This window comes from Corynebacterium sp. SA-MJD20WY100, assembly GCF_039822565.1.
In the GTDB taxonomy this organism is placed as follows: domain Bacteria; phylum Actinomycetota; class Actinomycetes; order Mycobacteriales; family Mycobacteriaceae; genus Corynebacterium; species Corynebacterium phoceense_A.
On record NZ_JBCJKS010000008.1, the window covers coordinates 54777 to 80771 of the forward strand.

Genomic DNA, 25995 nt, shown 5'->3' on the forward strand with positions numbered 1-25995 from the left:
CGCACTGTGCCTAAAGCCGCGCTGCCGTCGCGATGACGCGCAGCGCGGCTTCGAGCTCGCTATCGGCTAAGTGACCGAAGCCGAGAACCACGCCGCCGGGTGCGTCCTCGCCGCCCCAGTATTCCGCGAGCGCGGTGAGTCCCACGCCCAGACGCCCTGCCGCCGCGACAACCTCATCGGTGGGTTTCTCGCAGAGCAGCACCGCGTGCAGACCGCCTCGGATGGGGAGCAGTTGCGTGCCCGGGAGGCCGCCGAGGTAAGAATCCACGAGGTCGCGGCGGCGGCGATAGGCGCGGCGCACGGAGCCAGTGTGGCGACGCAGCGCGCCGCTAGCGAGGTAGCTGGCCAGTGCGGATTGCGTGATGAGGCTGACCGGTTGGCCGGTCAGTTCGCGTTCCGCGCGTAGCCGCGGCACGAGCGAGGATGGTGCGACGAGATAGCCGCAGGCCACGCCGGGGGAGATGACCGAGGAGAAGGTTCCCAGCAACGCCGTGCGCGCGGGCTCCAAAGCCGTGAGCGCTGGCAGTGGCTGGCCCGCGTAGCGCAGCTCCGAGTCGAAGTCGTCCTCGACGAGCAGGGCGTCCGTTCGCCGTGCCCACGTGACGAGCTCCGTGCGGCGTGCGGCCGACAGTGATTCGCCATATGGGTACTGGTGGCTGGGCGTCACGATGAGCGCGTCGAGCGGCGTGGCGGGGACGCGCACGCCCTCGGAGTCCGTGGGGATTTCCGCGACGACGTGGCCAAAGGCCGAGGGAATGCGGCGCAAGCTGGGGTAACCGGGGGACTCGACGCCCACCGTGAGCGCGCCGCCGAGCGTCGGCGCGAGCGCGCGGAGTAACAGTGCCAGTCCTTCGCGGGCGCCCGAGGTGATGAGGATGCGCGCCGGGTCGACGGCGAGTCCGCGCATGGTGCCGAGGTGCGCGGCCACCTCGTGGCGGAGGGCGGGAAGGCCGGAGGCGGGGGCATCGGAAAGCGGAGTGGACGCCGCGCGGCGCCATGCGGAGCGCCATTCGGGGGTAATGATGCCCGCCGTGTCTGGGGCGCCGGGGGTAAGTTCCACGAGCGCGCGGGCAGGCTTGTGCACGGCCGGTTCCGGGGCTGGGGGAACGGGGTTGTGGTTGAGGCGGCGGCTCACGTGCGTGCCGGAGCCGACAGTGGCCTCGAGGTAGCCCTCGGCGAGGAGCTGATCGTAGGCGGAAACGACGCTACCTCGAGAAATGCCGAGTTCTGCGGCGAGCTGACGCGTCGAGGGAAGGGCCTCGCCGGGGGAGAGGATGCGTGCGGAAATCTGGCCGCGGATGGCGTGGGCGAGTTGCACCGGAAGGGTGCGGGTATCAGCCGGGTCGAGGATGACGTGCATGGGGTAAGGGTAAGTGGTCTAATTCAATCGGGTGAAATTGGCTCTTGTGATAGACCACTTGCGGCGCTGAAATAGTCGGCATGACTGAACAGATTGCAACTACCCGTGTGAAGCGCGGACTCGCTGACATGCTCAAGAACGGCGTCATCATGGACGTCGTCACCCCGGAACAGGCCAAGATCGCGGAGGACGCCGGTGCCGCCGCCGTTATGGCGCTCGAACGCGTTCCCGCCGATATCCGTGCGCAGGGCGGCGTGGCCCGCATGTCCGATCCGGATCTCATCGAGGGCATCGTCGATGCCGTGTCCATCCCGGTCATGGCCAAGGCGCGCATCGGCCACTTCGTCGAGGCGCAGATTCTTGCCGAGCTGGGCGTGGACTTCATCGACGAGTCCGAGGTTCTCTCCCCGGCGGACTACGTCAACCACATCAACAAGTGGGACTTTGACGTGCCGTTTGTCTGTGGCGCGACGAACCTGGGCGAGGCCCTGCGCCGCATCACCGAGGGCGCTGCCATGATCCGCTCCAAGGGCGAGGCCGGCACCGGCGACGTCTCCGAGGCCGTTAAGCACCTGCGCACCATCAAGGGCGAGATCGCCCGCCTGCGCAATCTGGACAAGGACGAGCTCTACGTCGCGGCGAAGGAACTGCAGGCCCCGTACGACCTCGTCGCCGAGGTCGCCGAGACCGGAGAACTGCCCGTCGTTCTCTTCGTTGCTGGTGGCGTGGCCACGCCTGCCGATGCCGCCCTCGTGCGCCAGATGGGCGCCCAAGGCGTGTTCGTCGGTTCCGGCATCTTCAAGTCCGGCAACCCGGCCGCCCGCGCCAAGGCCATTGTCGAGGCCGCCGCCCTCTACGACGACCCGGCCGCGCTCGCTCGCGTCTCCCGCGGCCTGGGTGAGGCCATGGTCGGCATCAACGTCGCCGATGTCCCGGCCCCGCACCGTCTCGCTGAGCGCGGCTGGTAATCCCATGCTCATTGGAGTGCTTGCCCTCCAAGGCGGGGTCGAAGAGCACATCGAGGTTCTCGAATCACTTGGCGCGGCCACGCGCCGAGTGCGCCAGGTGGCGGACCTTGAGGGCCTCGACGGCCTTGTTCTTCCCGGTGGCGAATCCACCGTCATCGACCGCCTCGCGCGGTCCTTCGGCCTGGACGAACCGCTGCGCGCCGCCATCGATGCCGGCCTGCCCGTGCTCGCCACCTGCGCTGGGCTCATCTACCTCGCGCGCGAGCTCGAAAATCCCGCCGCCGGCCAACAGACCCTGGGCGCGCTAGACGTCACTGTGCGCCGCAATGCGTTTGGCAATCAGCGTTTCTCCGCGGAGCGCGCCGTTTCAGTCATTCTCGACGACGGCGAAGCCGGAGTCGGCGACGAAGTCGTCGACGTGGACGCTTCGTTCATTCGCGCGCCCATCGTCACCCGTACCGGTCCGGGCGTGGAGGCTATCGCCACCGTCTCCGGTAACGCTGGCGAGGGCGAATTCATCGTGGGCGTGCGCTCTGGCGCCATCACCGCGTTGAGTTTCCATCCCGAGGAAAATGGTGATGCCCGCGTCCATGCGGCGTGGTTGGCGCAGATTCCGGCGGCCTCGGCTGTGGCCTAAGCGTGTGGCCTAAGCGCCCCACAACCGGCGGCGATACGCGAGCACGCGGGTGAGGTCGCGGCGTCGCCGGGGGTCGAATCCCGCGGCGTCGGCGATGGTTTCCGCTGCCCCCTCGGTAGCGCGGAGCACGTCTGCGATGACTTTGTGCGTCGCCGCCTCGCTGAGACCGAGCGATGCCGTGAATTCGGCGAACTTACGCGGCGAGAGATTGTCACGTACCCCGCCTACCGTAAGCGCCAGCGTGGAGTCGCCGTAGGGGAGGGTGCTGGGGATGTCATAAATTGGGGCGAGCTCGAACCCGCGACCCTTGTTAATGACCGAGACATTCTTGGCATGGAGATCGCCGTTGCCGGTAAGCCATGCGAAAGCGACGAGATGGGCGAGGCGCAGCGCTGCGACCTGCGGTCGCGCGACGACGCGGAGGACTGCCGCGGCAACGTCTTCCATGGGCGGCTCGTATTTCGACGAGGGCGGGATATTGAGCAACTGCGCGCCATCCTCGACTGCCCAGCGCACGCCGTTGTCTCGGTCGAACCGGGTGACGAGCAACCCGGAACGCCCCGACTCATCGTGTAGGACGCGCACCTGGCTGGCGGGAAGTGCCTTTCCGTATGTGCGGAGAAGCTCAAAACATGCAGCTTCATTTTCGACGAGGCCGGGATACTCAGGCGGAGAGACCTTGAGGATGTAATGTGTGCTGCCTAATCGCGTCGGGGCGGCGATGGTGCGTGCGGACGCCTTGTCTTGGGCGCCAGGGAGCGCCGCAGGGTCAGCGATGCCCGCCGCAGAGAGAACTGTAGAAAAATCGAGCGGCCCGTCTAGCTCTATCTGTGCGATGCTGTCATCTGGCCTAGCTCCTGGTTCCACGATGGAGACGTTTCCGATGGTGTTGGTGCCGACGGCAAGAAGCAGGCTGAGCTCGTCGTCCAGGGACGTCTTCACCGTGCGTTTGAGCGTTGAGAGGCGGCGGCCTTCGGGGAGGAGATTGCTGAAGAAGTTGGGAAGCGCGCCGTGTGGTGTCACCACGGGCTCAGGCACAACAGGCAAGGTGGTCGCGACCACCGGTCCTTGTTTGGATATGGCTTCTGCGGTATAGGAAAAGGTCGTCACTCCCGTGTCGTCGCGGTGAAGAGTTGCCGCAGGACATGGCCCTACCCAGACGTCTGCGTTCACGATGCCTCACCACGGGCTCGCGCAAGAGTCCAAGGGTCAAGTCGAGCATTGAACTGACCGTTGTGGAGCTGCGGTTCTAGATCAAAACCCACGACAGACAAGACGGCAATGGCCTTATCGAGGTGAACGCTGCCTTTGCCGGATTCGAAGGCTCGGACAAAGCGCTCGGACACGTCCGCGAGGAGAGCGACGTCCTGCTGGCTCAGGCCAGCCTCGCGGCGTTGTTCCTTCGCGAAGCGTCCCAATTCCTGTGCGTCCATCGAACCTCCTTGACGGAAAACCGGCACGATCATGCCTATTTGGGTCGAATTTACCACCAGTGCGTACATAAAGTATTAAAACCGGCACGAACGTGCCGATTCCTTGCCTTATTTATGAGTTTTCAAACATAGTATCCCGGATCGGCGCGATCGTGCCGGTTTATGTCATCACGTCGAACGGCAGTGCGCCTGCCGTTTCGACACGGACGTGCAGTCCAATCGCCGCGAGCACTGCGAGTGCCTTCTCGAGCTGTACTGTGCCTTTCCCTGTTTCTAAGTCGCGCACGAAGCGCTCGGATACGCGGGCGCGCCGGGCGACGTGTCGCTGTGTCAGTCCTCCTTCGCGGCGGCGTTCGCGCGCGATATCCCCGATTGTTCCAGCCGTGAGCATGGCGTAGACCCCCGTCTCCCCGATATATGCATGGTGTGCCGCCAGTCTAAAACGTCGCGGCGGGTGCCGCTACTTAAAAGGGAGCTGCGGCTCGGCGGGCGAGTACTGGTCATGCTTCCTGTGCTTGCACCGCAATTGGGGGTAGTGTGCCACCTTAACCCAGCGCAGGATAGTGACGTGGGCTACATTTGTGTAAATCCTGTAAACCACAGTGTGTTAACTCCGCGGCCGTGCTGAGGCAGTACAGAATCCGCGCCGAGGCGGCACAGAAAGGACTCCTCATGACCACCGCCAGCCCGTCCCGTGACTTCGTCAAAGACGATATCCGCCTGCTCGGACGGGTACTTGGCCGCGTCATCGCGCAGCAGGAGGGTGAGGACGTCTATGAGCTCGTCGAGTCCACGCGTCGCCTAGCTTTCGACGTCGCCCACGGGGACGCCAGCCCTGAGGACTTGCTTGCCGTCTTCCGCGACCTCGACATCACGAAGGCCAACCTCGTCGCTCGCGCCTTCTCCTACTTCGCGCTACTTACCAACTTGGTCGAGGACCTCGCGGACGAGTCCGTGCCTGCGCCCGTCTCCCTGCGCGCGACCTTTGACAAGCTCAAGGATTCGCCGGTCACCGCCGCTCAGGCTTCCCGCGTCGTTCGTGATGCCGAGGTCGCGCCGGTCCTTACCGCGCACCCCACGGAAACTCGCCGCCGCACGGTCTTCGATACTCAGACACGCATCAAGAAGCTCCTCCAGCAGTGGCATCTCGGCGGCGATGAGTCGGACATTGAACGCGAGCTGTACCTGCGCATGACGCTGCTGTGGCAGACCGCGCTCATCCGCATTGCGCGCCCGACCCTCGAAGACGAGGTTGACGTCGCGCTGCGCTACTACAAGCTTTCCCTGCTCGAGCAGATTCCGGCGCTCAACCGTGCCGTCCGCGAGGGCCTCAAGGAGACCTTCGGGCTGCAGCTTCCCGGAGCCGCCCTCATGCGCCCTGGCTCCTGGATCGGCGGCGACCACGACGGCAACCCTTTCGTCAACGCGGATACGCTCACCTACGCCACCTCGCGCGCGGCGGAGACGGCGCTCAAGTACTACGAGGATCAGCTCGCGGAGCTGGAGCGCGAGCTCTCCCTCTCGGACCGCTATTCCTCCTGTTCCACGGAGCTGGAGCAGCTTGCCGATGCCGCCCATAACGACTGGGAGTCCCGCGTCGACGAGCCCTACCGCCGAGCTATCTTCGGCATTCGTGCCCGCGTCGCCGCCACGCGTACGCATTTCTTCGGCGACGAGGCCGCGACCGTCGCCCCCTTGACGGAGCGCCGCCGCCCCGATCTTCTGCCAGCCTCGGGTGCCGCGCCCGCTGAGCCGTACGAGGGGCCCGCGGAGCTGCAGCGTGACCTCGACATCATCGACCGTTCGCTGCGCCAGCACAATGACGACATCATCGCCGAGGACCGTCTGGCACGCCTGCGCGACGCTATCTCGACGTTCGGGTTCCACCTCTACACGCTCGACATGCGCCAGAACTCTGAGTCCTTCGAGGCCGTCCTCGCTGATATCTTTGCTGCCGCCGGTCTCACCGACGACTATGCCTCGCTCGACGAGACTGCCCGCGTCGAGCTTCTGGTGGGTGAGCTGGGTACGCCGCGCCCGTTGCTCTACCCGAACCATGCCCCGCTGGGCGAGCTCGCGGAGAAGGAGCTCGGTATCTTCCGCGCGGCTGCCGCGGCCGTCGCGAAGTTCGGCGAGCGCTCCGTCGCGCACTGCATCATCGCTATGACCGGTACCGTAAGTGACGTCCTCGAGCCCATGGTCCTGCTTAAGGAAGTGGGGCTCACCCACGTCGACGTCGTCCCGCTCTTCGAGACCATCGACGACTTGAAGGCCGGCGCCCACATCCTGGAAGAACTCTGGTCCCTGCCGTTCTACCGCGACTACCTGCGCGCCCGTGGTGACGTCCAGGAAGTCATGCTCGGCTACTCGGATTCCAACAAGGACGGCGGCTACCTTCAGGCGAACTGGTCGCTCTACGACGCGGAGCTCGAACTTGTCGAGTTGTGCCAGCGCCACAATGTTGAGCTGCGTCTGTCCCACGGCCGTGGCGGCGCCGTCGGCCGTGGCGGCGGCCCGACCTATGACGCCATCCTTGCCCAGCCCAAGGGTGCCGTCTCCGGTTCTGTTCGCATCACCGAGCAGGGCGAGGTCATCTCCGCGAAATACGGTGCGCCCGAGACCGCTCGCCGCCACCTCGAAGCCTTCGCAGCCGGCGCGCTCGAGGCCTCCCTCTTTGATACCGAACCCATCGCCGACCCGGAAGGTTCTTACGCGCTCATGCGCGAGCTCTCCGCGCGCTCCGGCGAAAAGTATCGTGAGCTCATCGGCGACCCGGGCTTTATCCAGTACTTCACCGAGTCCACTCCTCTCCACGAAATCGGCGACCTCAACCTCGGTTCCCGCCCCGCGGCCCGTAAGCAGACCACCGCGATTTCTGACCTCCGCGCCATCCCGTGGGTGCTCTCTTGGTCGCAGTCGCGTACCAACGTCCCCGGCTGGTTCGGCGTGGGCACCGCGCTCTCCGGTTGGGCAGGGGAGAACGCCGCGCGCTGGGATAAGTTGCGCGAGCTCTACCAGACCTGGCCCTTCTTCCGCGCCGTCCTGTCCAACATGGCGCAGGTCATGACCAAGGCGGAGATCACCCTCGCGCGTCTCTACGCGAACCTCGTCAGCGACCAAGACGTGGCCGACCGCATCTACACGCTTATCGCTGACGAGTTTGAGCTCACCCGCGAGGTCTACCTCAAGGTCACCGGCAACGCGGACCTCACGGCGGAAAACCAGCGCCAGGCTCGCTCCCTGAAGCGCCGTTATCCGTACCTCCTGCCGCTCAACGCGGTCCAGCTCGAGCTGCTGCGCCGCTACCGCGCTGGCGACGACTCCTTCCTCGTCTCGAAGACCATCCAGGTGACGATGAACGGTCTTGCCACCGCTTTGCGCAACGCCGGCTAAGCCCGGCCGTAGCCGCAGAAGCTATCAACACAGCCCACAACGCGCCCCTCGAGGGCGCGTTTTCTTTGCGTCTCTAGGTCTGCGATTGCCCTCCAGCCCTTGTGTTGATAGCTATTATTGCCCTCCTTCGTTTCGGCCAGACGTAGCCCACAGCACCCACTGTGCGTCGACCGCGTGAGAACGCCTCCCACAGCCGACGCGCCGAATCACGTGCTTTCGCCTGTGGACCAGGGTGGAGCGCATCGTCCTTGAGTCCTTGAGGGCGAGGATGGGGGGCGTCGCTATCGCCGCGGGTGCTGGTGGCTTCGACGACGATGCGGCCGGAGGCGGTCCGAGGTCCGCACAGGGACGGCGCGCGAAAAGCGCCCGGGGCTGGGCGCTGTGGATGGAATTATTGGCGGACGCGGAATCGCATGCCGTGGGAATCCAATGCCTCTATATAAGGAGCGCCGAGCGCTGTTGCCGGCGTGAGGACACCGCCTTCGCCAGGATGGTTCACGAGGGTGACGGCTGCTTCGGTGAGCATCATGGCGGTTGTCTTATATCCTGGGTCGCCCTCGGCGGACACCTCGGTGACATAGACATGACCGTCTTCGTCTTTGCCGTAGTGGGCGATGGTGAAGCCACCCTTCTCAATATCCTTGGGGCCGTCGCCCGGTTCGGGGATAAAGCGGGAGAGGGGCTTGCGCAGGCCGGGAATCATAATGAGTGCGAAGCCGGCGACTGTCGCGGCGTGGAGGAGCTTTGCTTTTGCCTGGCCGAGGAGTCCCTGGCCGGTGGTCATCGCCTCGCGGTAGCGCAGGCGCTCGCCATAGGCGTGATTCATAAGCGAGTTGGAACGGCGCACGACGCGTGTATTGAACATGGCCATGAAGAATGGGCCGACCCATTGGCCCACGAGCTCGTCGTATTCCACGAAGCGGTCTGGCTCGGGGCCGAGGTCGGGCTCCTGCTTGTGGTCCGGCGAAAGGGAATGGGGGCTGTGGAGGATTGCGCCGCCCTTGGGCATGCGCTTCGCGTCGGCGCTGACCTCGCGCATGGAGTCGATCGTGCCGCCGGACAGGCCACCGGAGAGTCGTTCCACCGCCATAGTGACCTCGGTGAGCGGGCGGTTCGCGTGCTGGTGGAGGTAGAACATCCCCATGTCGGAGGGAACGGAGTCGAATCCGCAGGAATGGACAATGCGGGCACCGGTCTCCTGGGCGACCTCGTGCCAGTTGTCGATGCTGCGGCGGATGAAGAGCGCCTCGCCGCAGAGGTCGACGTAGCCCGTGCCGTTCTGGGCGCAGGCGGCAACCAGGTTATCGCCGTACCGCGTGTACGGGCCCACCGTTGTAATGATGACCTTCGCGCGCTTGGCGAGTGCATCCATGGCTTCGGCGTCCATGGCGTCGGCAACGATGACGGGGTAGTCCAGTTTCAATCCGTTGACTCGCCCGGCACCGCGGGCGGCCAACGCCACCGTGAGTTCGGGATGGTTCGCCTTGATATAGCGGGCGGTGATTTTGCCGACGAAGCTTGAGGCGCCGAAAAGGATGATGTCAAAGTCGCGTTCCGAAGTGGGGTTTATCTCCTGTGCCATGGCTGGTAAGTCTATCGAAACGCGCGGGCATCGGGGTGGTGGCATGGGCGGGCGAAGGAACGGGCAGGTGTGAAAGATTAACTTCTTTGCCAATTTCTCTGCAAAAGATGCTCGCAAAATTTAGGATAGGTGAGACACGACACACGTCTAAGAACTTGTGAACGGAGGAATGGTGGATCTCTACGAGTACCAAGCTCGTGACCTCTTCGAAGCGCATGGAGTCCCGGTGCTAGGTGGCATCGTGGCGACCTCGGCGCTGGAAGCGCAGCGTGCTGCGGCACAACTCATGAAGGCGGGCAGCGAGCTCGTTGTTGTCAAGGCCCAGGTGAAGGTCGGTGGGCGCGGTAAAGCGGGCGGCGTGAAGGTCGCGCGTAGTCCAGAAGAAGCAGCAGCCGTTGCGGATGAGATTCTGGGCCTCGATATCAAGGGGCATGTTGTCCGCAAGGTGATGGTTGCCCAGGGCGCTGACATCGCTGAGGAGTATTACTTCTCGATTGTGCTCGACCGCACGAAGCGCCGGTACTTGGCCATGCTGTCCAAAGAAGGCGGAGTGGAAATCGAACAGCTCGCGCAGGAGCGTCCGCATGCGCTTATCCGCCGGAGCTTCTCGCCGCTCGACGGCATGACGGACACACTCGCGCGCGACATGGCGTACGAGGCCGGGTTCGATGAGGCGGATATCCCGCAGCTCGTGCCGGTATTTAAGAAGCTGTACGACGTCTACGTAGAGGAAGATGCCTCGCTCGTGGAGGTCAACCCACTGTTGAAAACCAACGATGGAAAGGTTCTGGCGCTCGACGGCAAAGTTACCCTTGATGAGAACGCGAGCTTTCGCCATCCCGACCACGCTGAGTTGCAGGACCATTCGGCCACAGACCCGCTCGAGCTCAAGGCGCAGAAGATGGGGCTTAACTACGTCAAGCTCGACGGCAACGTCGGGATCATTGGCAACGGCGCTGGCCTCGTCATGTCCACGCTCGACGTCGTCGCGTACGCGGGGCGCAAGCTCGCCGAGGGCGATGACGCCGCCGCCACGCCGGCGAACTTCCTGGATATCGGCGGTGGTGCCAACGCAGAGGTCATGGCCAATGGCCTCGAGGTCATCCTTGGCGACCAACAGGTGAAGTCCGTCTTCGTCAACGTCTTTGGTGGAATCACCGCCTGTGACGAGGTCGCCAAGGGTATCGTCCAAGCCTTCAAGATTCTCGCCGCCGATGGCATCGCGCCCAAGCCGCTCGTCGTGCGCCTCGACGGCAACAATGCGGAGCGCGGCCGTCAGATCCTGAAAGAGGCAGCGCTCGACTACCTCGAACAGGTCGACACCATGGATGCGGCTGCACTGCGCGCCGCGGAGCTCGCCTCCCGCACACACCTCGTTGCTGTCTAACCCAATTCCGCGAACCAGAAAGAGATTTCTATGTCGATTTTCCTTGATGAAAACTCTGCCATCATCGTCCAGGGCATGACGGGTTCCGAAGGCATGAAGCACACCCAACGCATGCTCGATTCTGGCTCCCGCATTGTCGGCGGCGTGAATCCCAAGAAGTCCGGCGAAGAGCTCGAGTTCAATGATGGCGTGACCATCCCCGTCTTCGGCTCCGTGCGTGAGGCCATGAAAGCCACCGGCGCGAACGTCTCCGTCATCTTCGTTCCCGCGAAATTCACGAAGGCCGCAGTCGAGGAGGCCATCCACGCGGAGATGCCCCTCGTCGTCGTCATCACCGAGGGCGTGCCCGTGCGCGATACTGCGGAGTTCTTCGCGCTTGCCCGCGAGAAGGGCACGACCCGCATCATCGGCCCCAACTGCCCGGGACTCATCACGCCGGGCGTGTCCAACGCCGGCATTATCCCCGCTAACACCGCGCCACACCCCGGCAAAATCGGCCTCGTTTCTAAGTCCGGCACGCTCACCTACCAGATGATGTACGAGCTCGGTGACCTCGGTTTTAGCACCTGCGTGGGCATCGGCGGCGACCCGATCATCGGCACGACGCACATCGCGGCGATCGAGGCCTTCCAAGCAGATCCAGACACCGAGGCCATCATCATGATCGGTGAGATCGGCGGTGACGCGGAGGAATATGCCGCCGAGTACATCCGCGACCACGTGACCAAGCCCGTCGTCGCCTATATTGCGGGCTTTACCGCGCCCGAGGGCAAGACCATGGGCCATGCCGGCGCCATCGTCTCGGGCGGTTCCGGCACCGCCGAGGGCAAGAAGTCCGCGCTCGAGGCCGCCGGCGTCAAGGTGGGTAAGACTCCCACGCAGGCCGCGGAGCTCATGCGCGACATCCTCGTCGGCTCGACCGCGAGCTTGACCTCGGCGAGCCGCTAGATTTCCGATGCCGCCGCGCGCTGGGCCGTCCCCGGCGCGCAGCGTGGGCATGGCGTGAACATGCTGCTCACAGCCGCTATCGGCCGAATCTTCCGCGACTTACCGGTCGTATTTTCCGCCCTGAATCGGTCGAATTTTCCGTCGGCGCGGAATAGTTGCCGTTAGTCGGTGGCGCCGGACAGCCCGCGGCGGGCGAGCAGCGGGGCGACGTCTTTGTCGCGGCCGCGCAGCTCGCGGTAGGCCTCGGTGAAGTCGCGGGACGCGCCCTTGGACAGGACGAGGTCGCGGAAGCGCTGGCCGGCGGCGCGGGCGGAGGCATCGGAAGCCTCGGGGCCCGCGGCGTTTTCTTCCTTGAACCAGGAGAAGCCATCGGCGTCGAGGACCTCGGCCCACAGGTAGGAGTAGTAGCCCGCGGAGTAGCCGCCGGCGAAAACGTGATTGAAGTACGCGGAGCGGTAGCGCGGTGCGATGAGTGGGTTGTGCAGACCCGCGTCGTCGAGGGCGGCGCGCTCAAAGGCGTCGACGGACTCTTGGGACGCGGCGATGGCGGCGGCATCGGCAGGCGTGAGGGAGTGCCAGGCGAGGTCGACGATGGAGGCGGCGAGATACTCGACGGTACCAAAACCCTGGCCGAAGGTCTGGGCTTCGCGGACCTTGGCGAGCAGCTCGTCCGGGATGACCTCGCCGGTGACAACGTGGCGGGCGTAGCGCTTGACCATGGCCGGGTCGAGAGCCCAGTTCTCGTTGATCTGGGAGGGGAATTCCACCCAGTCGCGCGGGACGCGGGTGCCGGAGAAGGTGGGGTAGCGCACGTCGGAGAGCAGGCCGTGCAGTGCGTGGCCGAATTCATGGAAGACGGTGTGGAGCTCGTCTTGGCTCAAGCGTGGCTGGGAGCCGTCCGCGGGCTTGGTAAGACCCATGACGTTGACGATGACGGGCTTGGTGCCAAGCAGATGCGACTGTCCCACGAACTCGCTCATCCACGCACCGCCGCGCTTGGACGGCCGGCCGAAGTAGTCGGTGAGCAGCAGACCGATACCCTGGTCACGATCGGCGGCGGGGTCTTGGCCTTCGTCGAAGACCTCCCAGACGCGCACGCCCTCGGCGTAGCCTTCGAGGTCCTCGCGCGGGACGACGGTGATGCCGTAGAGGCGGTGGGCCGCGGCGAAGACTCCATCCTCGAGAACGCGGTCGAGAGGGAAGTACTGGCGCAGCTCGTCCTCGTCGAGGGAGAAGTCGCGGGCGCGGACCTTGGATTCCCAGTAGGACCAGTCGGCGGCACCGAAGTCCTCGTTGTGCAGGGTGGCTTCCTCGGCGAGCAGCTTTTCTTCGCCGGCGGCGTTGGCCTCGGCGGCCGGGGCGAGCTCGACGAGCATGCGGCGGGCGGCCTCGGCGGTCTGCGCGGTCTCCTCGGCGATGACGTAATCGGCATGTGTGGGGTAGCCCAGCAGCTGCGCGCGCTCGGCGCGCAGGCGCACCATCTCGGTGAGCACGTCCAGGTTGTTCTCGCTGCCGCGGGCGCGCGAGGCTGCGTAGACCTTGGCGCGCGCCGCGGGATCGGCCAGGCGCGCGAGCTCAGATTGCACGGTGGGCAGCTCGAGCGGGAGCACGTAGCCGTCTTGGCCTACTTCATTGGCGTAGGCCTTGGCTGCCTCGATGCGATCGGCGGGCAGGCCCTTGAGCTCCTCCGCGCTGTCGAAGCGCACGGCGCGTTCACGGGTGGACGCCATGAGGTTGCGGCCGAACTCCTCGGAGAGCGCCGAGAGTCGCTGGTTGATGATGGAAAGCTGCTCTTTTTCTGCCGCGCCGAGGTCCGCGCCTTGGCGCGCAAAATTCCGCAGCAGGTGCGCGTGGAGGCGTTGCGACTCCTCATCGGCCGGCGGGGTCGCCTCTTTGAGGCGGGCGTAGAGGACCTCATTCTGGTAGATCGCATCCGAATGCGCGGCGACCTGCGGCCAGACCTCCGCGGCGATCTCTTCCATCTCCTCCGTGACATCCGTGCCTGACAGGTTGCCGAAGATGGAAAGTACGCGCTCCAAATCCTGGCCAGCGCGCTCGAGAGCCTCGACGGTGTTTTCCCACGTCGGGTCGGCCGTGTTGTCGACGATGGCCTTAATCTCTTCGTCGTGGCGGGAGAGCGCCTCGGCGATGGCGGGACGGAAGTGCTCGACCTTGATCTCCGCAAACGGTGGGAGCTGGTACGGGAGCGTGGAAGGAGAAAGAAGCGGATTAGTCATGCGACTAATCTACCGATCTCCTCGTACCGACGGCAGGGAAATCCCTTAAAACACGAGCTGTTCGGGCCAAGGAAGTTCGACCTGGTGGTCGTCGAAAGGAGCGACTTCGAGCTCCACCGGAATTCCGCCTGCGATGTGAAGCAGCACCATCGCCTCGGGACAATCGGCGGTGAGCACGTAATCGGAGCCTTGCGGGACCATCTTGCCGTTAGCGTCGCGGCGCGGCTCCGGCGGCTCTTCACCCGCCGTGAGATAGACCGTGGGGCACGTGCCACATCCACAGTGCTTGTACACCTTGAGCTCCGGCACGCGCGCAGCAATGGCCTTGCGCTGCTCCACGCTCAAGGAATGCAGGGGGTCCGAGGCATGCGCCAGCATGGCGTAGACGACGTCGGATTCAGAAGAAAACAGGGGACGCATGATTATGCCTTTCGTAGGGGCGACAGAATCCATACGCTAGCAGGGCCCCTCGACATGGGTTGGTGCGTGCGGTGTGGGGCGGGGACATGACCGTTCTAAGAGGAAGCTTCTGCGTCAGAAGCAAGAAACAGGCAAAGAATTGGATTTTTGCATATATCCAGGTCATAAACTCGGAGGAGACGTGAAAACAGCGAATTCAGGCCACAATCGAGGCTTGTGAGGTTAATGAAGCAAGAAAGCCTCTGAGTCGAGCAAAGAAGCCTGCGTTGCGTGGCAACGCGGAGACGCCGAGGCCCCGCAGCGCCCCGGCAGGGGAGGGGCAAACAAAACGCTAGAACATCGTGACCACGGTGGTGGCCAGCACAATGAGACCCATGACGGTGACGAAGACGTTGGTGGCGCGGCCGCGGTACTGCTTGAGGGCTGGGACGTAGTGCACGCAGAGCATGGGCAGGAGGTAGGTGAGGAAGGTAAAGAAGATGCCGCCCACGAGCGTGATGAGGCTGAGAATCGAGGGGTTAAAGACTGCGGCCAGCGAGACCGTGACGAAGATAAAGAAGTACGTCCACAGGTCGAAGGCGCGGGGGCTAAGCCGGCGCGTGAGTCCCGGCATGGCGAGCTCTGCCAAGTACTGGGTGCCCTCGATGGTGCCCAGGGCGTGGCCGAAGTAGCTCGACGCCACCGCGCAGATGACGACGACGGGCGCCATGTACGACAGGAACGGGTTGTCCGTGACGTTCGCGAAGTAGGAGAGGACGGGCAGGTTTTGAGCCTCGGCCTCAATCATGCCGTCGGCACCCATGGCTAGCGCGGAGGACCATACGAAGAACATGGTGAAGACCGTGAGCAGGATGGTCGAGTTGCGGATGGCATTCGCCGTGGGGCGGCCGTCCTTGTGCGCGGCGACGCAGAACTGCGAGAGGGCCGCGACGTAGGAGAACGCGAAGACAAGCACCGGCAGGATGAGCAGGATGGACGTGAGGATACCCAGCGCACTATGGTCGCCGGCCTGCATAAAGGATGCGAAATCCCACTGCGGGATGAGGTAGAGCGAGACCGCGCCCAAGGCAAAGATGAGCGGGTAGACCACGAGATTCGCCGCGGCGAGCATCACCTTGTTGCCAAAGGCGAGCGCTGCCGTCATCAGCCCCACGCACAGCGGCGCGAGGATCCACCGGGAGATCTCCGGCCCGTGGAATTGGTTGACGATGAGGCTTTCCACCGTGTTCGTAATGGAGACGCCGTAGATGAGCACCACGGGGAAGACGGTGAACCAGTACATGGCCGCGAGCAGAATGCCATTATTGCGCCCGAAAAACTTGGTGAGCACCATGAGCACGTCCGCGCCGGGAATAGGCGAGTGGTTCATGATCCACGAGAACGCATGGTGCGAGAAATACGTCATCGGGCCGATGAGGAGCGTCGCGATGAGCAGCGGGATAAAACCAAAGCTGCCGGCCGAGATAGGAAGGAAGAGGATGCCCGCGCCCACGGCCGTGCCGAAGAGCGTGATGGTCCACTGCGCATTAAAGGAGCGCTCGGACGTCGTTCGTTGATCCACTATGACCTACAATTCTTTGCCGGTTTTCTTTCGTCGGATAATGCTACTCATTGTTCGATAATGTTCTGTTTCCGCCCCGCTCAGCGGACGCGGCAAAGGTCATCTCCCGCGGCGTGACGAGCCTGCGGCGATGGATACAGACAGACGCAGCGCGTTAGTCGAAAGCCGGATCCCGGACACGCCATCGAGAGGCGTTTATGCCGAGGTTGCTCGCCATAGTGCAGAGTAATGACGAGCAGCGTTGCCATTACTGGGGGCTTGGACTCGCTGTATTCTGGCCGCATGACCACTCTCCGCAGCGCCGCCGTCGTGGGCGCCGGGCCCAATGGCCTCACCGCCGCGGCGGTGCTGGCGCGCGCCGGGCTGCGTGTCGAGGTCTTCGAGGCTGGCCCCGCGCCGGGTGGCGCCGCGCGCAGCATCCCCTTCCATGACCGGACGATTGACCTCGGCGCGGCCGCCCATCCCTTCGGCGTCGCGAGCCCAGCCTTCCGTGCGTTGGGTCTCGAGGACCACGGCCTCGAATGGGCCCACCCGCGTTATCCGCTCGGGCATCCCTTTGATGATGATCCTGCGGCCCTGCTGCATCGGGACCTCAACGCCACCGCGCGGGGTCTCGGCGTCGATGGTCCCGCCTGGCGTGCGCTGCACGCGCCCATTGCGCAGCTTTCCGATGCCCACCTCGCCAACGTCCTGCGTCCCCTCACCGGCGTCCCGCCGCACCCGCTGGCCATGGCACGCTTCGGCGTGCGCGCCGCGCCGCCCGCGAGTGCGCAAGCCCGCGCACTCTTCCGGACGGAAGCAGCCCGCGCGCTCTTCATCGGCTCGGCACTCCACGCGCTGTGCTCGCCGACCCTGCCGTTCACGAGCGCTTTCGGCGTCCTCTTTGGCGCGCTGGGCATGACGACGGGGTGGCCCGTGGCGCGCGGAGGCTCCGGCGCCATTACCGATGCCCTGGCGAGTGTCCTCGCGACCCACGGCGGCGTTATCCACACCGCTCATCCCGTGACGGATATGCGGGAGCTCACCCGCTTCGATGCCGTCGTGCTCGCGCTCACCCCGCGCCAGGTGCTCGGCTTGCGCAACCTCGTCGTGCCGGAACGCCGCGCACGGGTCTTGCGCGATTGGCGCTACGGCCCCGGTGCGTTCAAGATTGACTACGCACTCGATGGCCCAGTCCCGTGGCAGGACCCGGCGGTAGGGGAGGCCGGTACCGTTCACCTCGGCGGTACCGTGCCGGAGCTCATCGCCGCCGAGCGCGCCATCGCGCGCGGCGAGATGCCCGCCCGCCCCGTCGTGCTCGTCGCCCAGCAGTCTGCCGCGGATCCTGGACGCGGCCACACGCTGTGGGCCTATGCCCACGTGCCTCACGGTTTCACTGGCTCAGCGCTCGAACACATCGAGGGACAGCTTGAGCGCTTCGCGCCGGGGTTCACCGCCCACGTGCTCGCCCGCCGCGTCATGAGTCCGACGGACCTCGAGACATGGAATCCCAACCTCGTGGGCGGCGACATCGCCGGCGGCGCCATGACCGGCACGCAGCTGTTCCTACGCCCCGGTTTTGTGCGCAACCCTTACCAGCTCACGCAACGGGTGTTCCTCGCGTCTGCCGCCACCGCGCCCGGCGGTGGTGTGCACGGCATGCCGGGGTGGCACGCCGCACACGCGGTGTTGCGCAGGGCCTAGATATTCCAGTGCCCTGGGGCGTTCTTGGAATAGTTCACGCCGATCGCTGCAAAGTGGACCTCCGCTGCATCAATCTTCGCTTGTTCGCTGGCGCGGATCTTGTTTCGATCCATCGTGGACTTGGTTTCGCGAATCATATACAGCTTGTCTTCGCCGTCCACACGCTTAACAATCGCCCAGTCCGGGTTATACGGGCCGACGGGAGTGTCGATCTTGAACTTCGGCGGCAGTTTCACAAATAGCTTGATGTCGTCGTTGCTGTCGAGCAGCTTGGCGAACTGCCGCTCCGTGTCCGAGTCGTAGACCACGTAGTCATAGTCTGTCTTTGTTTTGTTCTTGACCTCATAGAGGTTGTCGAGGAAGTACTGCTTTTCTTTCACCCCGTCTTCGCGCAGCTCCGACAAGGAATAGACGCTGCCACCGATTTTCTCGTATTGCACGCCTTTGGTCACGAGCCTCGCCAGCTCGGTCTGGATGATGGTGCGCACCATTGCCACGAAGTCATTCGGATTACCGATGAACTCGTCAAGCCGATCGCTGCGTAGAAGGATATCGATAATCGTCCTGCGGGTGAGCGACGTCGCTTCTTGGAGCTCCGTCACGATATCTGGGAGCTGGTAGCTCCCTCGGAGGTCGGTGGCGCGCGGACTACTAGTTTCTTCGCCCTCCGTGCCGCCACGGGAGATGGTCAGCTTGGCCTTGGCCACCTGCACTCGCAGCGGCTCGATCTCTGGGGCATTCTTGATCCCTTCGACCGCGTTTTCAATGAGCTCATCGCGATCGACGGAGACGCTGAAGGTTGTGCGCTGGGTGATGGTCTTCCAGAACTCTGTGAACTCGGGTGACTCGAAATACAGTTCCTTGTTGAGCGTGCGTGTCGTGCGATGACGGATAGGCTTGATATGAGTTCCGATGCTCGCGCGCTTCATGAGGGCAAGCACTTCGTTTTCAACCTCACTGAACTCGTCGCTGAGCTCAAGGGCGAAGCCGTCAGCATGGGGAGTGAAATCCTTGGTAAGACGACCGTCGTCGGCGAGGAAACCGTGGTCGTTCAGCTCCTCCCAAATACGCTCCGAGGTTGCGTATCCAATGTTTTTATCGTCCTCGGAGTCCGGCCGCCGAATCTTCGCAAAGTGGCCCTTCCCAATGAAGCCGATGACAACGCCCGCCTTCGCGTATTCCTTTTGGAGATTGCTGGCGAATTGTTGGTAGGACTCGTTGGCGACAACGGTTAACTGCGCGACGGATTGATCGGACAGCCGCACGCCGTCCTGGTCAACAGGTAGACGCAGACCGCGACCGATCGTCTGGCGACGTTCGGTCTCCGAGCCCATCTCGCGCAGCGTACAAATCTGGAAGACGTTAGGGTTGTCCCAGCCTTCGCGCAACGCTGAGTGAGAAAAGATGAAGCGTACAGGTTCGTCCTCGCTGAGCAGGCGCGCCTTGTCTTTCATGATGAGATCGTAGGAGTCCTCATCAATCTTCGAGGTGCCGCTCGTATCGTCGTAGACGCCTTTCTTAATTTGGGAGAAGTACGCGCGGCGCAGCTCGACGGGATCGTGAGGCAGCAACTCTTCGTAGCGAGGAGACCGTGCACGTTCTTCGATGAATAACTCGTCGAACCACTGCGCGAATTTTCCGTTCGCGGTGTCATTGTCGGCGCCATCGCCGAGGTAGCTGTGGACCCTGTCGACGAAGAAGAGGCTGAGCACCTTGATGCCTTGCTCGCGCAGCATCGATTCACGGCGGAAGTGCTCGCGGATGGTTTCTCGGATCATTTCGCGGTACACAGCGTCGTCATTGGAACCGATGGACTCACCGACACGAAGGATGCCGTGGTGGGTAAGTTCCACGAAGCCGCCCGCGTCGAGGCTGATCTCGTTGATGCGCCAGTTGTTCTCGTACGCCGGGTTACCCGTGACTTTCGCTAGATCCTGGTTCGTTTTGACGTTCTTTTCCTGACGTTTGAACGAACCGTCCTTCTTGCGGCAGTCGAGTTCGAGACGGGCTTGCCACGGCTGGCTGTTCACCGACACCACCTTGATATACGGCTTGGAGTCGCTTCCCTGCTCCGTGGTCTCCGCCACGACGATGTGCTTGACCAGTCCCAGCTCGTGCGCGTCGACCGGATCGAGCCGGTAGACCACGTTGCGGGTCTCGCGGTGCGTCGCGCTGTAGCGCAGCATGAACGCAGGGTTGAGTCCCTCGAGCGAGGTCTTCGCAAGATCGGACTCCATGTTCTGCGGTTCGTCGAGGATGAGGACGGGTTGCGTCGCGCGGAGGAAATCGATGGGGCGCAGGCCGTTGAGCTTGTCACGAGTCTGGTGCATGATGAGGCGGTCGCCCTTGCTGCGCACAGAGCTAATCGTCATGATCATAATCTGAATGCTGGTGGACGTCGCAAAGGACTGGACTTGCTCGGCGTCCTTGCCGCTGTAGACCACGTGATCGAAGGGCTGATCCGGGTAGAGCTGCCGGAAGTGATCGGCCATGAGCTCGATGCTCGTTTTCACGCCCTCGCGAATCGCAACGCTGGGGACGAGGATGATGAACTTGGTGAAGTTGTACTTCCGTGCGAGCTCGAACACGGTACGCAGATAGACGTAGGTCTTACCCGTACCGGTCTCCATCTCAATATCGAACTGCCGCCCATCCTTGAGCTCAGTGGCAGGCTCTAGCCCATTGTGATTCTGGATCTCCTGCAGATTGCGCAGGATTTGGTCGTCACCCACCACCAGGTTATTGCCCACTGCGCCGATCTCTGCACTGACATCGATGTTAAAGAGCGCGTCGTCCTCTTCTCCGTCGAGGGTCGTCGCTTCCAGGTCGACAGGCTGGCTTGGAAGGTTCAAAGAAGAGACGAGGTTGCCGGCATCTTTCGGCTGTCCCTTGAACAACTCCGTGACCGAATTGATGGCGGCGAGCTGATAGTCCTGCTTCGGATCAAACGTGAATTTCATGATGAGCGCTTCTTACACAGTCCGCAGCTCGACGTTGTGTGTTGCACAGATCTGCACCACATTGGTCTTCAGCTCGTCGTCTCCCTGGAAAGCATCTTCCAGAATGATCAACTCGGCCGGCGCAGTTTCGACGGCTGCGCGTAGTTGCTCGACGCTCGGTTTTACATGCTCGTGAAGGTACAGCAGGAGGCAGTTGCGGTCCTCCCCGGCGGCGGCATTGTGCTCCCCAACGATGGTATACGGTAGGCCATCGATGTCGATGTCGCGGATAGATTCGACGAGAGAGCGCCCCTGCTTGAGGAGGATTTCCACGAGGAGATCCTCGGGAGCCGCATTGTCATTGCTGCTGCCGCGCAGGGCGATCAGAGTCTGGCTCAGCGTCTCGGCATCGATTCCTGGCTGGGGCTGCCACTTCTTAAAGTTGGTATCGGCGAGCGTGTACGAGCGGAACCCAGCATCGAATTCTTCTGCGGCACGCCTTATGCGTTCGCGAGACAACGAGGAAATCGTCGGTTCGAGTTTCAGCTCCGTGCAGAACTTATACCCTTCCTTTTGCTCCTTGTTCTTCTCATGCAACGGCTCCGGAAGCTGCACCAGAATGAAGCGCCGGTTGCCACCATCTTCGGAGTTCTGCTTCATGACGGCGTGGCCCGTTGAGCCAGAGCCCGCGAAGAAGTCGAGCACGATGTCGTTGTTCTCAGTCCGCGTGGTGAGCGCCAGAATGCGCTGCAAGAGCTTGAGCGGTTTCTGGCCATTTCGGAAGCCTTTGACGCCGTTGGTTTCCTTGTTGAGGTTGATAGTGGAGATATCCGTCCACAGATCGCAGAGCGACTCTTTCAGATAATCGCTGAGGAAGAGCATCTGCTTGCCTTCCCACCAGACATACTCGATGCCCGTGGGAGACGTCACGCGTGCAATAGGAGTGTCGAAGGCCATGTCGCTGAGCGAAGCGTTGTTGGTGCGATAGACAACGCGCTCCGCGTTCTCGACCTTAAACTTCCGTACAGCGTCTGCAGTAGTGGGAAGTCCCTGCTCGACCATGGCGTCTTTGACGGAGGTGAGAACCCATTCCTCGGCCGGGGCGCTGGGGTTGATAATAATTTTGTTGTAGTACTTGAGGTACTTGTCCAGCGTTCCATCAGCAGAGCCACTCTTGGGGACGTCGACACGATTGAGCGATGCCCGCGTGTGGTCGCGCGTGCAGAGCACCACATATTCCTTGATTTTGGGCAGGCGCTTGTCGACGTGCGACATCTTCACGCCCGAGGTCTCACTCGATTTCACGGGAATGGTGTTGATGACGTTGTCCTCACCGAAGATCTCGCGACACATGGTCACGAGGTTGGAAAGCTCGCTGTCATCGATGCTGATAGCGATGTAACCGTCAGGAGTAAGCAGATTGCGCGCAAGTTTGAGTCGCGGATAGAGCATGTTGAGCCAGTTGGAGTGGTACCGGCCTTCGGACTCAGCATTCGTGGAGAGCTTCTTGCCGTCGCTGCTCGTCTGCTGCGACCACCCGAGATAGTTCCTGATGCCGTCTTTGAAGTTATCCGGATAGATGAAGTCATGGCCCGTGTTGTACGGAGGATCGATGTAAATGAGCTTGATGTGGCCGTGATAGTGCTTCTGGAGCACCTTGAGGACCTCGAGGTTATCGCCTTCGATGAAGGCATTCGTCGCAGAGTCCCAGTTCCTGGACTTGCCCTTGTCCGGGCGCAGTGTTGCGGAAGTGGGCAGCTGGGCGGCACGCATGGCGCGCTTCTTCCCCGGCCAGAACAAGCCAAAGCGCTCCGCAGTTCCGGATGCGTCGCCGCCTAGAAGCTCAGTGAGTGTGTCTATGTCGATGGTGCCGTCGGCGACGGCTTCAGGGACAAGGCGTGCCAACTGCGCGGCGAGCTCGGTGCGGAAGTCAGGACTGACGCCCGATACCTCGTGAATCGTGTCCATATCGGTCTCCAGGGCGTCCTGGGCCATGAAATGTCTCCTTTGCGTGCTCGACCTGTGTGCCCCTACCAGGATAGGGAGTTCGTCGACATATCCAGGGGAACTTCGCACTTCGTTTCTACGATTGGGATGCTTGCAGTCGATTCCGTGCTCATGATGTCACGCGCGTGACGCTTAAGACTTGACCCTCACGTAGCGTAAGGGACTGTGATGGGTTCATGAGCAACGACAACAAGTTTGACGGCGAGGGCCGCGGTGTTAGCGATGCCGCAGCCGTCCTCGGCGTGTCCGTGCGCACCCTGCACTATTGGGAAGAACGCGGACTTGTGGTGCCGAGCGCTCGTACGTGGGCGAACTACCGCGTGTATTCCGACGCAGACATCGCACGGGCACAGCGCGTGCTGATCTACCGTGCGACGGGCATGGCACTCGCCGATATTGCGCGGGTACTCGACGCTGAGGGAACGTCCCTCGAGCACCTCGCTCGACAACGCGCATTGCTCATGGACAAACGGCACAAGCTCGACGAGATGCTTGATGCCCTCGACTATCTCATGGAGGAAGAAATGAAGGATACGAATCTCAGCGTTGACGAAATCGCCACGGTGCTGGGCGACGCTCACTTTGCCGAGCACCACGAGGAAGCAGAAGAGCGCTACGGCGGCTCGGATGATTGGGCGATATCGCAGAAGAACGCTGCGCAGCGCACGGCGGAGGACTGGGCAGACCTCAAGTCGCGCACCGATGAACTCGAGGTCCGCTTGGCGGCGGCATGCGGGGCCGGCACGACGCCAGAGTCCGAGGAAGCTCGTGGGCTCGTTGAGGAACACCGCACGCTGCTGTGCGAGCATTTCCCGGTAAGCCCCGCGAAGCACGTTCTCATCGCGAGCGGATACACCGCTGACCCGCGCTTTAGAGCTCACTACGACGAGCGGCAGGCTGGGTTAGCGGAGTGGCTGCAGGCCGCGATCAATGCGGCTGCGGCAGCGCAGGGCGTCGACCCGGACTCAGCCGTGTGGGAATAGCCGAGGGCCGCTCGCGGCCTTGGGGCCGCGACGGTGACGCGGTGCTGCGCGGGCACAAAGGGACATCGGCAAGCTCAGAAAACGGGGGACGACCCCACCTCCCGGGAATGAGGGAGGTGGGGCCGAGTCTGTGGAGAAGAAGGACTACTTCTTCAGTGCGTCGATGATCTCGTTGTACGCAGCGACCGGGCGCATGACAGCGTTGAGCTTGTCCTCGTCCGGAGCGTAGTAGCCGCCGAGGTCAGCCGGCTGGCCCTGGTTGTCGATTAGGGCCTGAGCGATCTCATCAGCCTTGTCTTCGAGAGCCTTGGCAATCGGAGCGAAGTGCTCGGCGAGCTCAGCGTCATCAGACTGCGCAGCCAGTTCCTTGGCCCAGTTGAGGGTGAGGAAGAAGTGGGAGCCGCGGTTGTCGATCTCGCCGACCTTGCGGGACGGGGACTTGCCCTCGTCGAGCAGGGTCTCCGTAGCCTTGTCGAGAGCGGCGGCGAGGACGCCAGCCTTCTCGTTGCCGTGAGCGTTGAGCTCGTGGCGGAAGGACTCGGCCAGGGCGAGGAACTCGCCGAGGGAGTCCCAACGCAGGTGGTTTTCTTCCTCGACCTGCTGGACGTGCTTTGGAGCGGATCCGCCTGCACCGGTCTCGAAGAGGCCGCCGCCAGCCATGAGCGGAACGACGGAGAGCATCTTCGCGGAGGTGCCCAGCTCGAGGATGGGGAAGAGGTCCGTGTTGTAGTCACGCAGAACGTTACCGGTCACGGAGATGGTGTCCTCGCCCTTGCGGATGCGCTCGACGGACGCCTTGGTTGCGGAGACCGGATCCATGATCTCGATGTCGAGACCCTCGGTGTCGTGGTCCTTGAGGTACTTCTTCACCAGCTCGGTGATGTTGCGGTCGTGGCCGCGCTCCGGGTCGAGCCAGAAGATGGCCTTCATGCCGGACAGGCGAGCGCGGTTGACGGCCAGCTTGACCCAGTCCTGGATCGGGGCGTCCTTGGTCTGGCATGCGCGCCAGATGTCGCCAGCCTCGACGTCGTGCTCGATGAGCACATCGCCAGCGGAGTTGACGACCTGGACCTTGCCGTCAGCAGCAATCTTGAAGGTCTTGTTGTGGGAGCCGTACTCCTCAGCCTTTTGCGCCATGAGGCCGACGTTCGGGACGGTGCCCATGGTGGTCGGGTCGAAGGCGCCGTTGGCCTTGCAGTCCTCGATGACGGCCTGGTAGACGCCAGCGTAGGAGGAGTCCGGAATGACAGCGAGGGTGTCCTGCTCCTCGTTGTTCTTGTTCCACATGTGGCCGGAGGTGCGGATCATGGCCGGCATGGAGGCGTCGATGATGACGTCAGACGGAACGTGCAGGTTGGTGATGCCCTTGTCGGAGTTGACCATGGCCAGGTCTGGGCCGTTTTCGAGGGCAGCGTCGAAGGCAGCCTTGATCTCAGCACCGTTCTCGAGGCTCTCGAGGCCTGCGTAGATGGCGCCCAGACCGTTCTCACCGTTGAGGCCGGCGGCGAAGAGTTCCTCGCCGTACTTGTCGAAGACGTCAGCGAAGAAGGCGCGAACAACGTGGCCGAAGAGGATGGGGTCAGAGACCTTCATCATGGTGGCCTTGAGGTGAGCGGAGAAGAGGACACCCTCTTCCTTGGCCCGCGAGACTGCGTCTCGCAGGAAATTGTCCAAGGCCTTGGCCGACATGAAGGTGCCGTCGATGACCTCGCCCTCGAGGACCTTGAGGCCGTCGAGGAGGATCGTTTCATTCTGATCGGCGGAGCCGATCAGCTTGATGGTCAGGGTGTCAGCGGCCGGCATGATGACGGACTTCTCGTTGTGGCGGAAGTCGTTGTCAGCCATGGTGGCAACGTTGGTCTTGGAATCAGCGGTCCAAGCGCCCATGCGGTGCGGGTTCTTCTTAGCGAAGTTCTTCACGGCGATGGGGGCGCGGCGGTCAGAGTTGCCCTCGCGCAGAACCGGGTTGACGGCGGAGCCCTTGACAGAGTCGTAGGCGGCGGCGATGGCCTTCTCTTCCTCGGTGGAGGGATTATCCGGGTAATCCGGGAGCTTGTAGCCCTCAGCCTGGAGCTCGGCGATGGCCTTCTTCAGCTGAACCAGGGACGCAGAGATATTCGGCAGCTTGATGATGTTGGCTTCCGGCGTCTTAGCGAGCTTGCCCAGCTCGGCCAGAGCGTCATCGACCTTCTGGTCGCCGAGGGTCTCCGGGAACTGTGCCAGGATGCGGCCGGCCAGGGAGATGTCGCGGGTCTCGACCTCAATACCAGCAGTGGAGGCGAAGGCCTCAACGACGGGCTTGAACGAGTAGGTAGCCAGCAGCGGAGCTTCGTCCGTGCGGGTCCAGATGATCTTTGCCATGATTCTCCTAGATAAAGTTGAAAAAATCTTCGACGCTTAAGAATACCTGTTGTACGGTGTGCCTGCGACACGTTGGGTGGGTTTTGTGAGCGCGGT

18 protein-coding genes are annotated in these 25995 nt (G+C 63.1%); 7 read left to right on the forward strand and 11 right to left on the reverse strand.

From position 1 onward, the window contains the following. Window positions 1–10: 10 nt before the first annotated feature. A complete protein-coding gene (locus ABJ196_RS06120) occupies window positions 11–1360 on the reverse strand; it encodes a PLP-dependent aminotransferase family protein (RefSeq protein ID WP_347305654.1) in 1350 nt (449 codons plus the stop codon). Window positions 1361–1440: 80 nt separating this feature from the next. Here ABJ196_RS06120 and pdxS point away from each other — a divergent pair, with 80 nt between their 5' ends. After that, window positions 1441–2328, forward strand: a complete 888-nt coding sequence (pdxS, locus tag ABJ196_RS06125) for a pyridoxal 5'-phosphate synthase lyase subunit PdxS (protein ID WP_257053230.1) — start codon at window positions 1441–1443, stop codon at window positions 2326–2328. A 4-nt stretch (window positions 2329–2332) separates the two neighbouring features. Then, window positions 2333–2965 carry a pyridoxal 5'-phosphate synthase glutaminase subunit PdxT gene (pdxT, locus tag ABJ196_RS06130; protein ID WP_347305689.1) on the forward strand — a complete coding sequence of 211 codons (633 nt, stop codon included), beginning with the start codon at window positions 2333–2335 and terminating at the stop codon, window positions 2963–2965. Between the two features lie 9 nt (window positions 2966–2974). On the opposite strand, the gene ABJ196_RS06135 is transcribed toward pdxT, so the two are convergent. The 3 genes from ABJ196_RS06135 to ABJ196_RS06145 all read right to left on the reverse strand — a co-directional run bounded on the left by ABJ196_RS06135 (window position 2975) and on the right by ABJ196_RS06145 (window position 4789). Then, complete coding sequence (locus ABJ196_RS06135; RefSeq protein WP_347305655.1) at window positions 2975–4138, reverse strand: HipA domain-containing protein; 1164 nt, start codon at window positions 4136–4138, stop codon at window positions 2975–2977. Then, a complete protein-coding gene (locus ABJ196_RS06140; protein WP_347305656.1) occupies window positions 4135–4398 on the reverse strand; it encodes a helix-turn-helix domain-containing protein in 264 nt (87 codons plus the stop codon). The genes ABJ196_RS06135 and ABJ196_RS06140 overlap by 4 nt, the downstream gene beginning before the upstream one ends. Window positions 4399–4558: 160 nt before the next feature. Further along, window positions 4559–4789 carry a helix-turn-helix domain-containing protein gene (locus ABJ196_RS06145; protein ID WP_347305657.1) on the reverse strand — a complete coding sequence of 77 codons (231 nt, stop codon included), beginning with the start codon at window positions 4787–4789 and terminating at the stop codon, window positions 4559–4561. Between the two features lie 281 nt (window positions 4790–5070). Here ABJ196_RS06145 and ppc point away from each other — a divergent pair, with 281 nt between their 5' ends. Beyond that, window positions 5071–7791, forward strand: a complete 2721-nt coding sequence (gene ppc / locus ABJ196_RS06150; protein ID WP_347305658.1) for a phosphoenolpyruvate carboxylase — start codon at window positions 5071–5073, stop codon at window positions 7789–7791. Window positions 7792–8182: 391 nt separating this feature from the next. On the opposite strand, the gene ABJ196_RS06155 is transcribed toward ppc, so the two are convergent. Further along, on the reverse strand, window positions 8183–9373 hold the full coding sequence (locus tag ABJ196_RS06155) for a saccharopine dehydrogenase NADP-binding domain-containing protein (RefSeq protein WP_347305659.1): 1191 nt from the start codon (window positions 9371–9373) through the stop codon (window positions 8183–8185). A gap of 172 nt (window positions 9374–9545) precedes the next feature. Here ABJ196_RS06155 and sucC point away from each other — a divergent pair, with 172 nt between their 5' ends. Together sucC and sucD are read left to right on the forward strand one after the other, a co-directional pair. Continuing rightward, a complete protein-coding gene (gene sucC / locus ABJ196_RS06160; RefSeq protein ID WP_347305690.1) occupies window positions 9546–10760 on the forward strand; it encodes an ADP-forming succinate--CoA ligase subunit beta in 1215 nt (404 codons plus the stop codon). Window positions 10761–10790: 30 nt separating this feature from the next. Continuing rightward, window positions 10791–11708 carry a succinate--CoA ligase subunit alpha gene (gene sucD, locus ABJ196_RS06165; RefSeq protein ID WP_347305660.1) on the forward strand — a complete coding sequence of 306 codons (918 nt, stop codon included), beginning with the start codon at window positions 10791–10793 and terminating at the stop codon, window positions 11706–11708. A 161-nt stretch (window positions 11709–11869) separates the two neighbouring features. Here sucD and ABJ196_RS06170 read toward each other — a convergent pair whose 3' ends face one another. The 3 genes from ABJ196_RS06170 to ABJ196_RS06180 form a co-directional block, all read right to left on the reverse strand. Continuing rightward, the gene (locus ABJ196_RS06170; RefSeq protein WP_347305661.1) at window positions 11870–13945 is read right to left on the reverse strand and encodes a M3 family metallopeptidase; all 2076 of its coding nucleotides are present in this window, start codon (window positions 13943–13945) and stop codon (window positions 11870–11872) included. Window positions 13946–13990: 45 nt separating this feature from the next. Beyond that, window positions 13991–14365: a hypothetical protein gene (locus ABJ196_RS06175; RefSeq protein ID WP_347305662.1), complete on the reverse strand. Its 375-nt coding sequence runs from the start codon at window positions 14363–14365 to the stop codon at window positions 13991–13993. 331 nt (window positions 14366–14696) lie between these two features. Then, on the reverse strand, window positions 14697–15926 hold the full coding sequence (locus tag ABJ196_RS06180) for a septum formation initiator (protein WP_347305663.1): 1230 nt from the start codon (window positions 15924–15926) through the stop codon (window positions 14697–14699). A gap of 282 nt (window positions 15927–16208) precedes the next feature. Here ABJ196_RS06180 and ABJ196_RS06185 point away from each other — a divergent pair, with 282 nt between their 5' ends. Then, on the forward strand, window positions 16209–17609 hold the full coding sequence (locus ABJ196_RS06185; protein ID WP_347305664.1) for an NAD(P)/FAD-dependent oxidoreductase: 1401 nt from the start codon (window positions 16209–16211) through the stop codon (window positions 17607–17609). Here ABJ196_RS06185 and ABJ196_RS06190 read toward each other — a convergent pair. Both ABJ196_RS06190 and ABJ196_RS06195 read right to left on the reverse strand, forming a co-directional pair. After that, window positions 17606–20569, reverse strand: coding sequence for a DEAD/DEAH box helicase family protein (locus ABJ196_RS06190; RefSeq protein ID WP_347305665.1), 2964 nt, complete (start codon window positions 20567–20569; stop codon window positions 17606–17608). The two genes, ABJ196_RS06185 and ABJ196_RS06190, sit on opposite strands and share 4 nt — an antisense overlap. A 12-nt stretch (window positions 20570–20581) precedes the next feature. Further along, entirely contained in the window at window positions 20582–22543 is a 1962-nt protein-coding gene (locus tag ABJ196_RS06195) for a site-specific DNA-methyltransferase (RefSeq protein WP_347305666.1), read from the reverse strand. A gap of 188 nt (window positions 22544–22731) precedes the next feature. Between ABJ196_RS06195 and ABJ196_RS06200 the strand changes: the two genes are divergently transcribed. Beyond that, the gene (locus ABJ196_RS06200) at window positions 22732–23538 is read left to right on the forward strand and encodes a MerR family transcriptional regulator (protein WP_347305667.1); all 807 of its coding nucleotides are present in this window, start codon (window positions 22732–22734) and stop codon (window positions 23536–23538) included. Between the two features lie 144 nt (window positions 23539–23682). Here the strand turns inward: ABJ196_RS06200 and ABJ196_RS06205 are convergent, their stop codons facing one another. Beyond that, on the reverse strand, window positions 23683–25899 hold the full coding sequence (locus tag ABJ196_RS06205; protein ID WP_347305668.1) for an NADP-dependent isocitrate dehydrogenase: 2217 nt from the start codon (window positions 25897–25899) through the stop codon (window positions 23683–23685). Window positions 25900–25995 lie beyond the last annotated feature (96 nt).

Bases quoted from the DNA above. Each gene is read 5' to 3' on its own strand.
- ABJ196_RS06120 (WP_347305654.1), bottom strand. From the start codon at position 1,360: ATGCACGTCATCCTCGACCCGGCTGATACCCGCACCCTTCCGGTGCAA.
- pdxS (WP_257053230.1), top strand. From the start codon at position 1,441: ATGACTGAACAGATTGCAACTACCCGTGTGAAGCGCGGACTCGCTGAC.
- pdxT (WP_347305689.1), top strand. From the start codon at position 2,333: ATGCTCATTGGAGTGCTTGCCCTCCAAGGCGGGGTCGAAGAGCACATC.
- ABJ196_RS06140 (WP_347305656.1), bottom strand. From the start codon at position 4,398: ATGGACGCACAGGAATTGGGACGCTTCGCGAAGGAACAACGCCGCGAG.
- ABJ196_RS06145 (WP_347305657.1), bottom strand. From the start codon at position 4,789: ATGCTCACGGCTGGAACAATCGGGGATATCGCGCGCGAACGCCGCCGC.
- ppc (WP_347305658.1), top strand. From the start codon at position 5,071: ATGACCACCGCCAGCCCGTCCCGTGACTTCGTCAAAGACGATATCCGC.
- ABJ196_RS06155 (WP_347305659.1), bottom strand. From the start codon at position 9,373: ATGGCACAGGAGATAAACCCCACTTCGGAACGCGACTTTGACATCATC.
- sucD (WP_347305660.1), top strand. From the start codon at position 10,791: ATGTCGATTTTCCTTGATGAAAACTCTGCCATCATCGTCCAGGGCATG.
- ABJ196_RS06170 (WP_347305661.1), bottom strand. From the start codon at position 13,945: ATGACTAATCCGCTTCTTTCTCCTTCCACGCTCCCGTACCAGCTCCCA.
- ABJ196_RS06175 (WP_347305662.1), bottom strand. From the start codon at position 14,365: ATGCGTCCCCTGTTTTCTTCTGAATCCGACGTCGTCTACGCCATGCTG.
- ABJ196_RS06185 (WP_347305664.1), top strand. From the start codon at position 16,209: ATGACCACTCTCCGCAGCGCCGCCGTCGTGGGCGCCGGGCCCAATGGC.
- ABJ196_RS06190 (WP_347305665.1), bottom strand. From the start codon at position 20,569: ATGAAATTCACGTTTGATCCGAAGCAGGACTATCAGCTCGCCGCCATC.
- ABJ196_RS06195 (WP_347305666.1), bottom strand. From the start codon at position 22,543: ATGGCCCAGGACGCCCTGGAGACCGATATGGACACGATTCACGAGGTA.
- ABJ196_RS06200 (WP_347305667.1), top strand. From the start codon at position 22,732: ATGAGCAACGACAACAAGTTTGACGGCGAGGGCCGCGGTGTTAGCGAT.
- ABJ196_RS06205 (WP_347305668.1), bottom strand. From the start codon at position 25,899: ATGGCAAAGATCATCTGGACCCGCACGGACGAAGCTCCGCTGCTGGCT.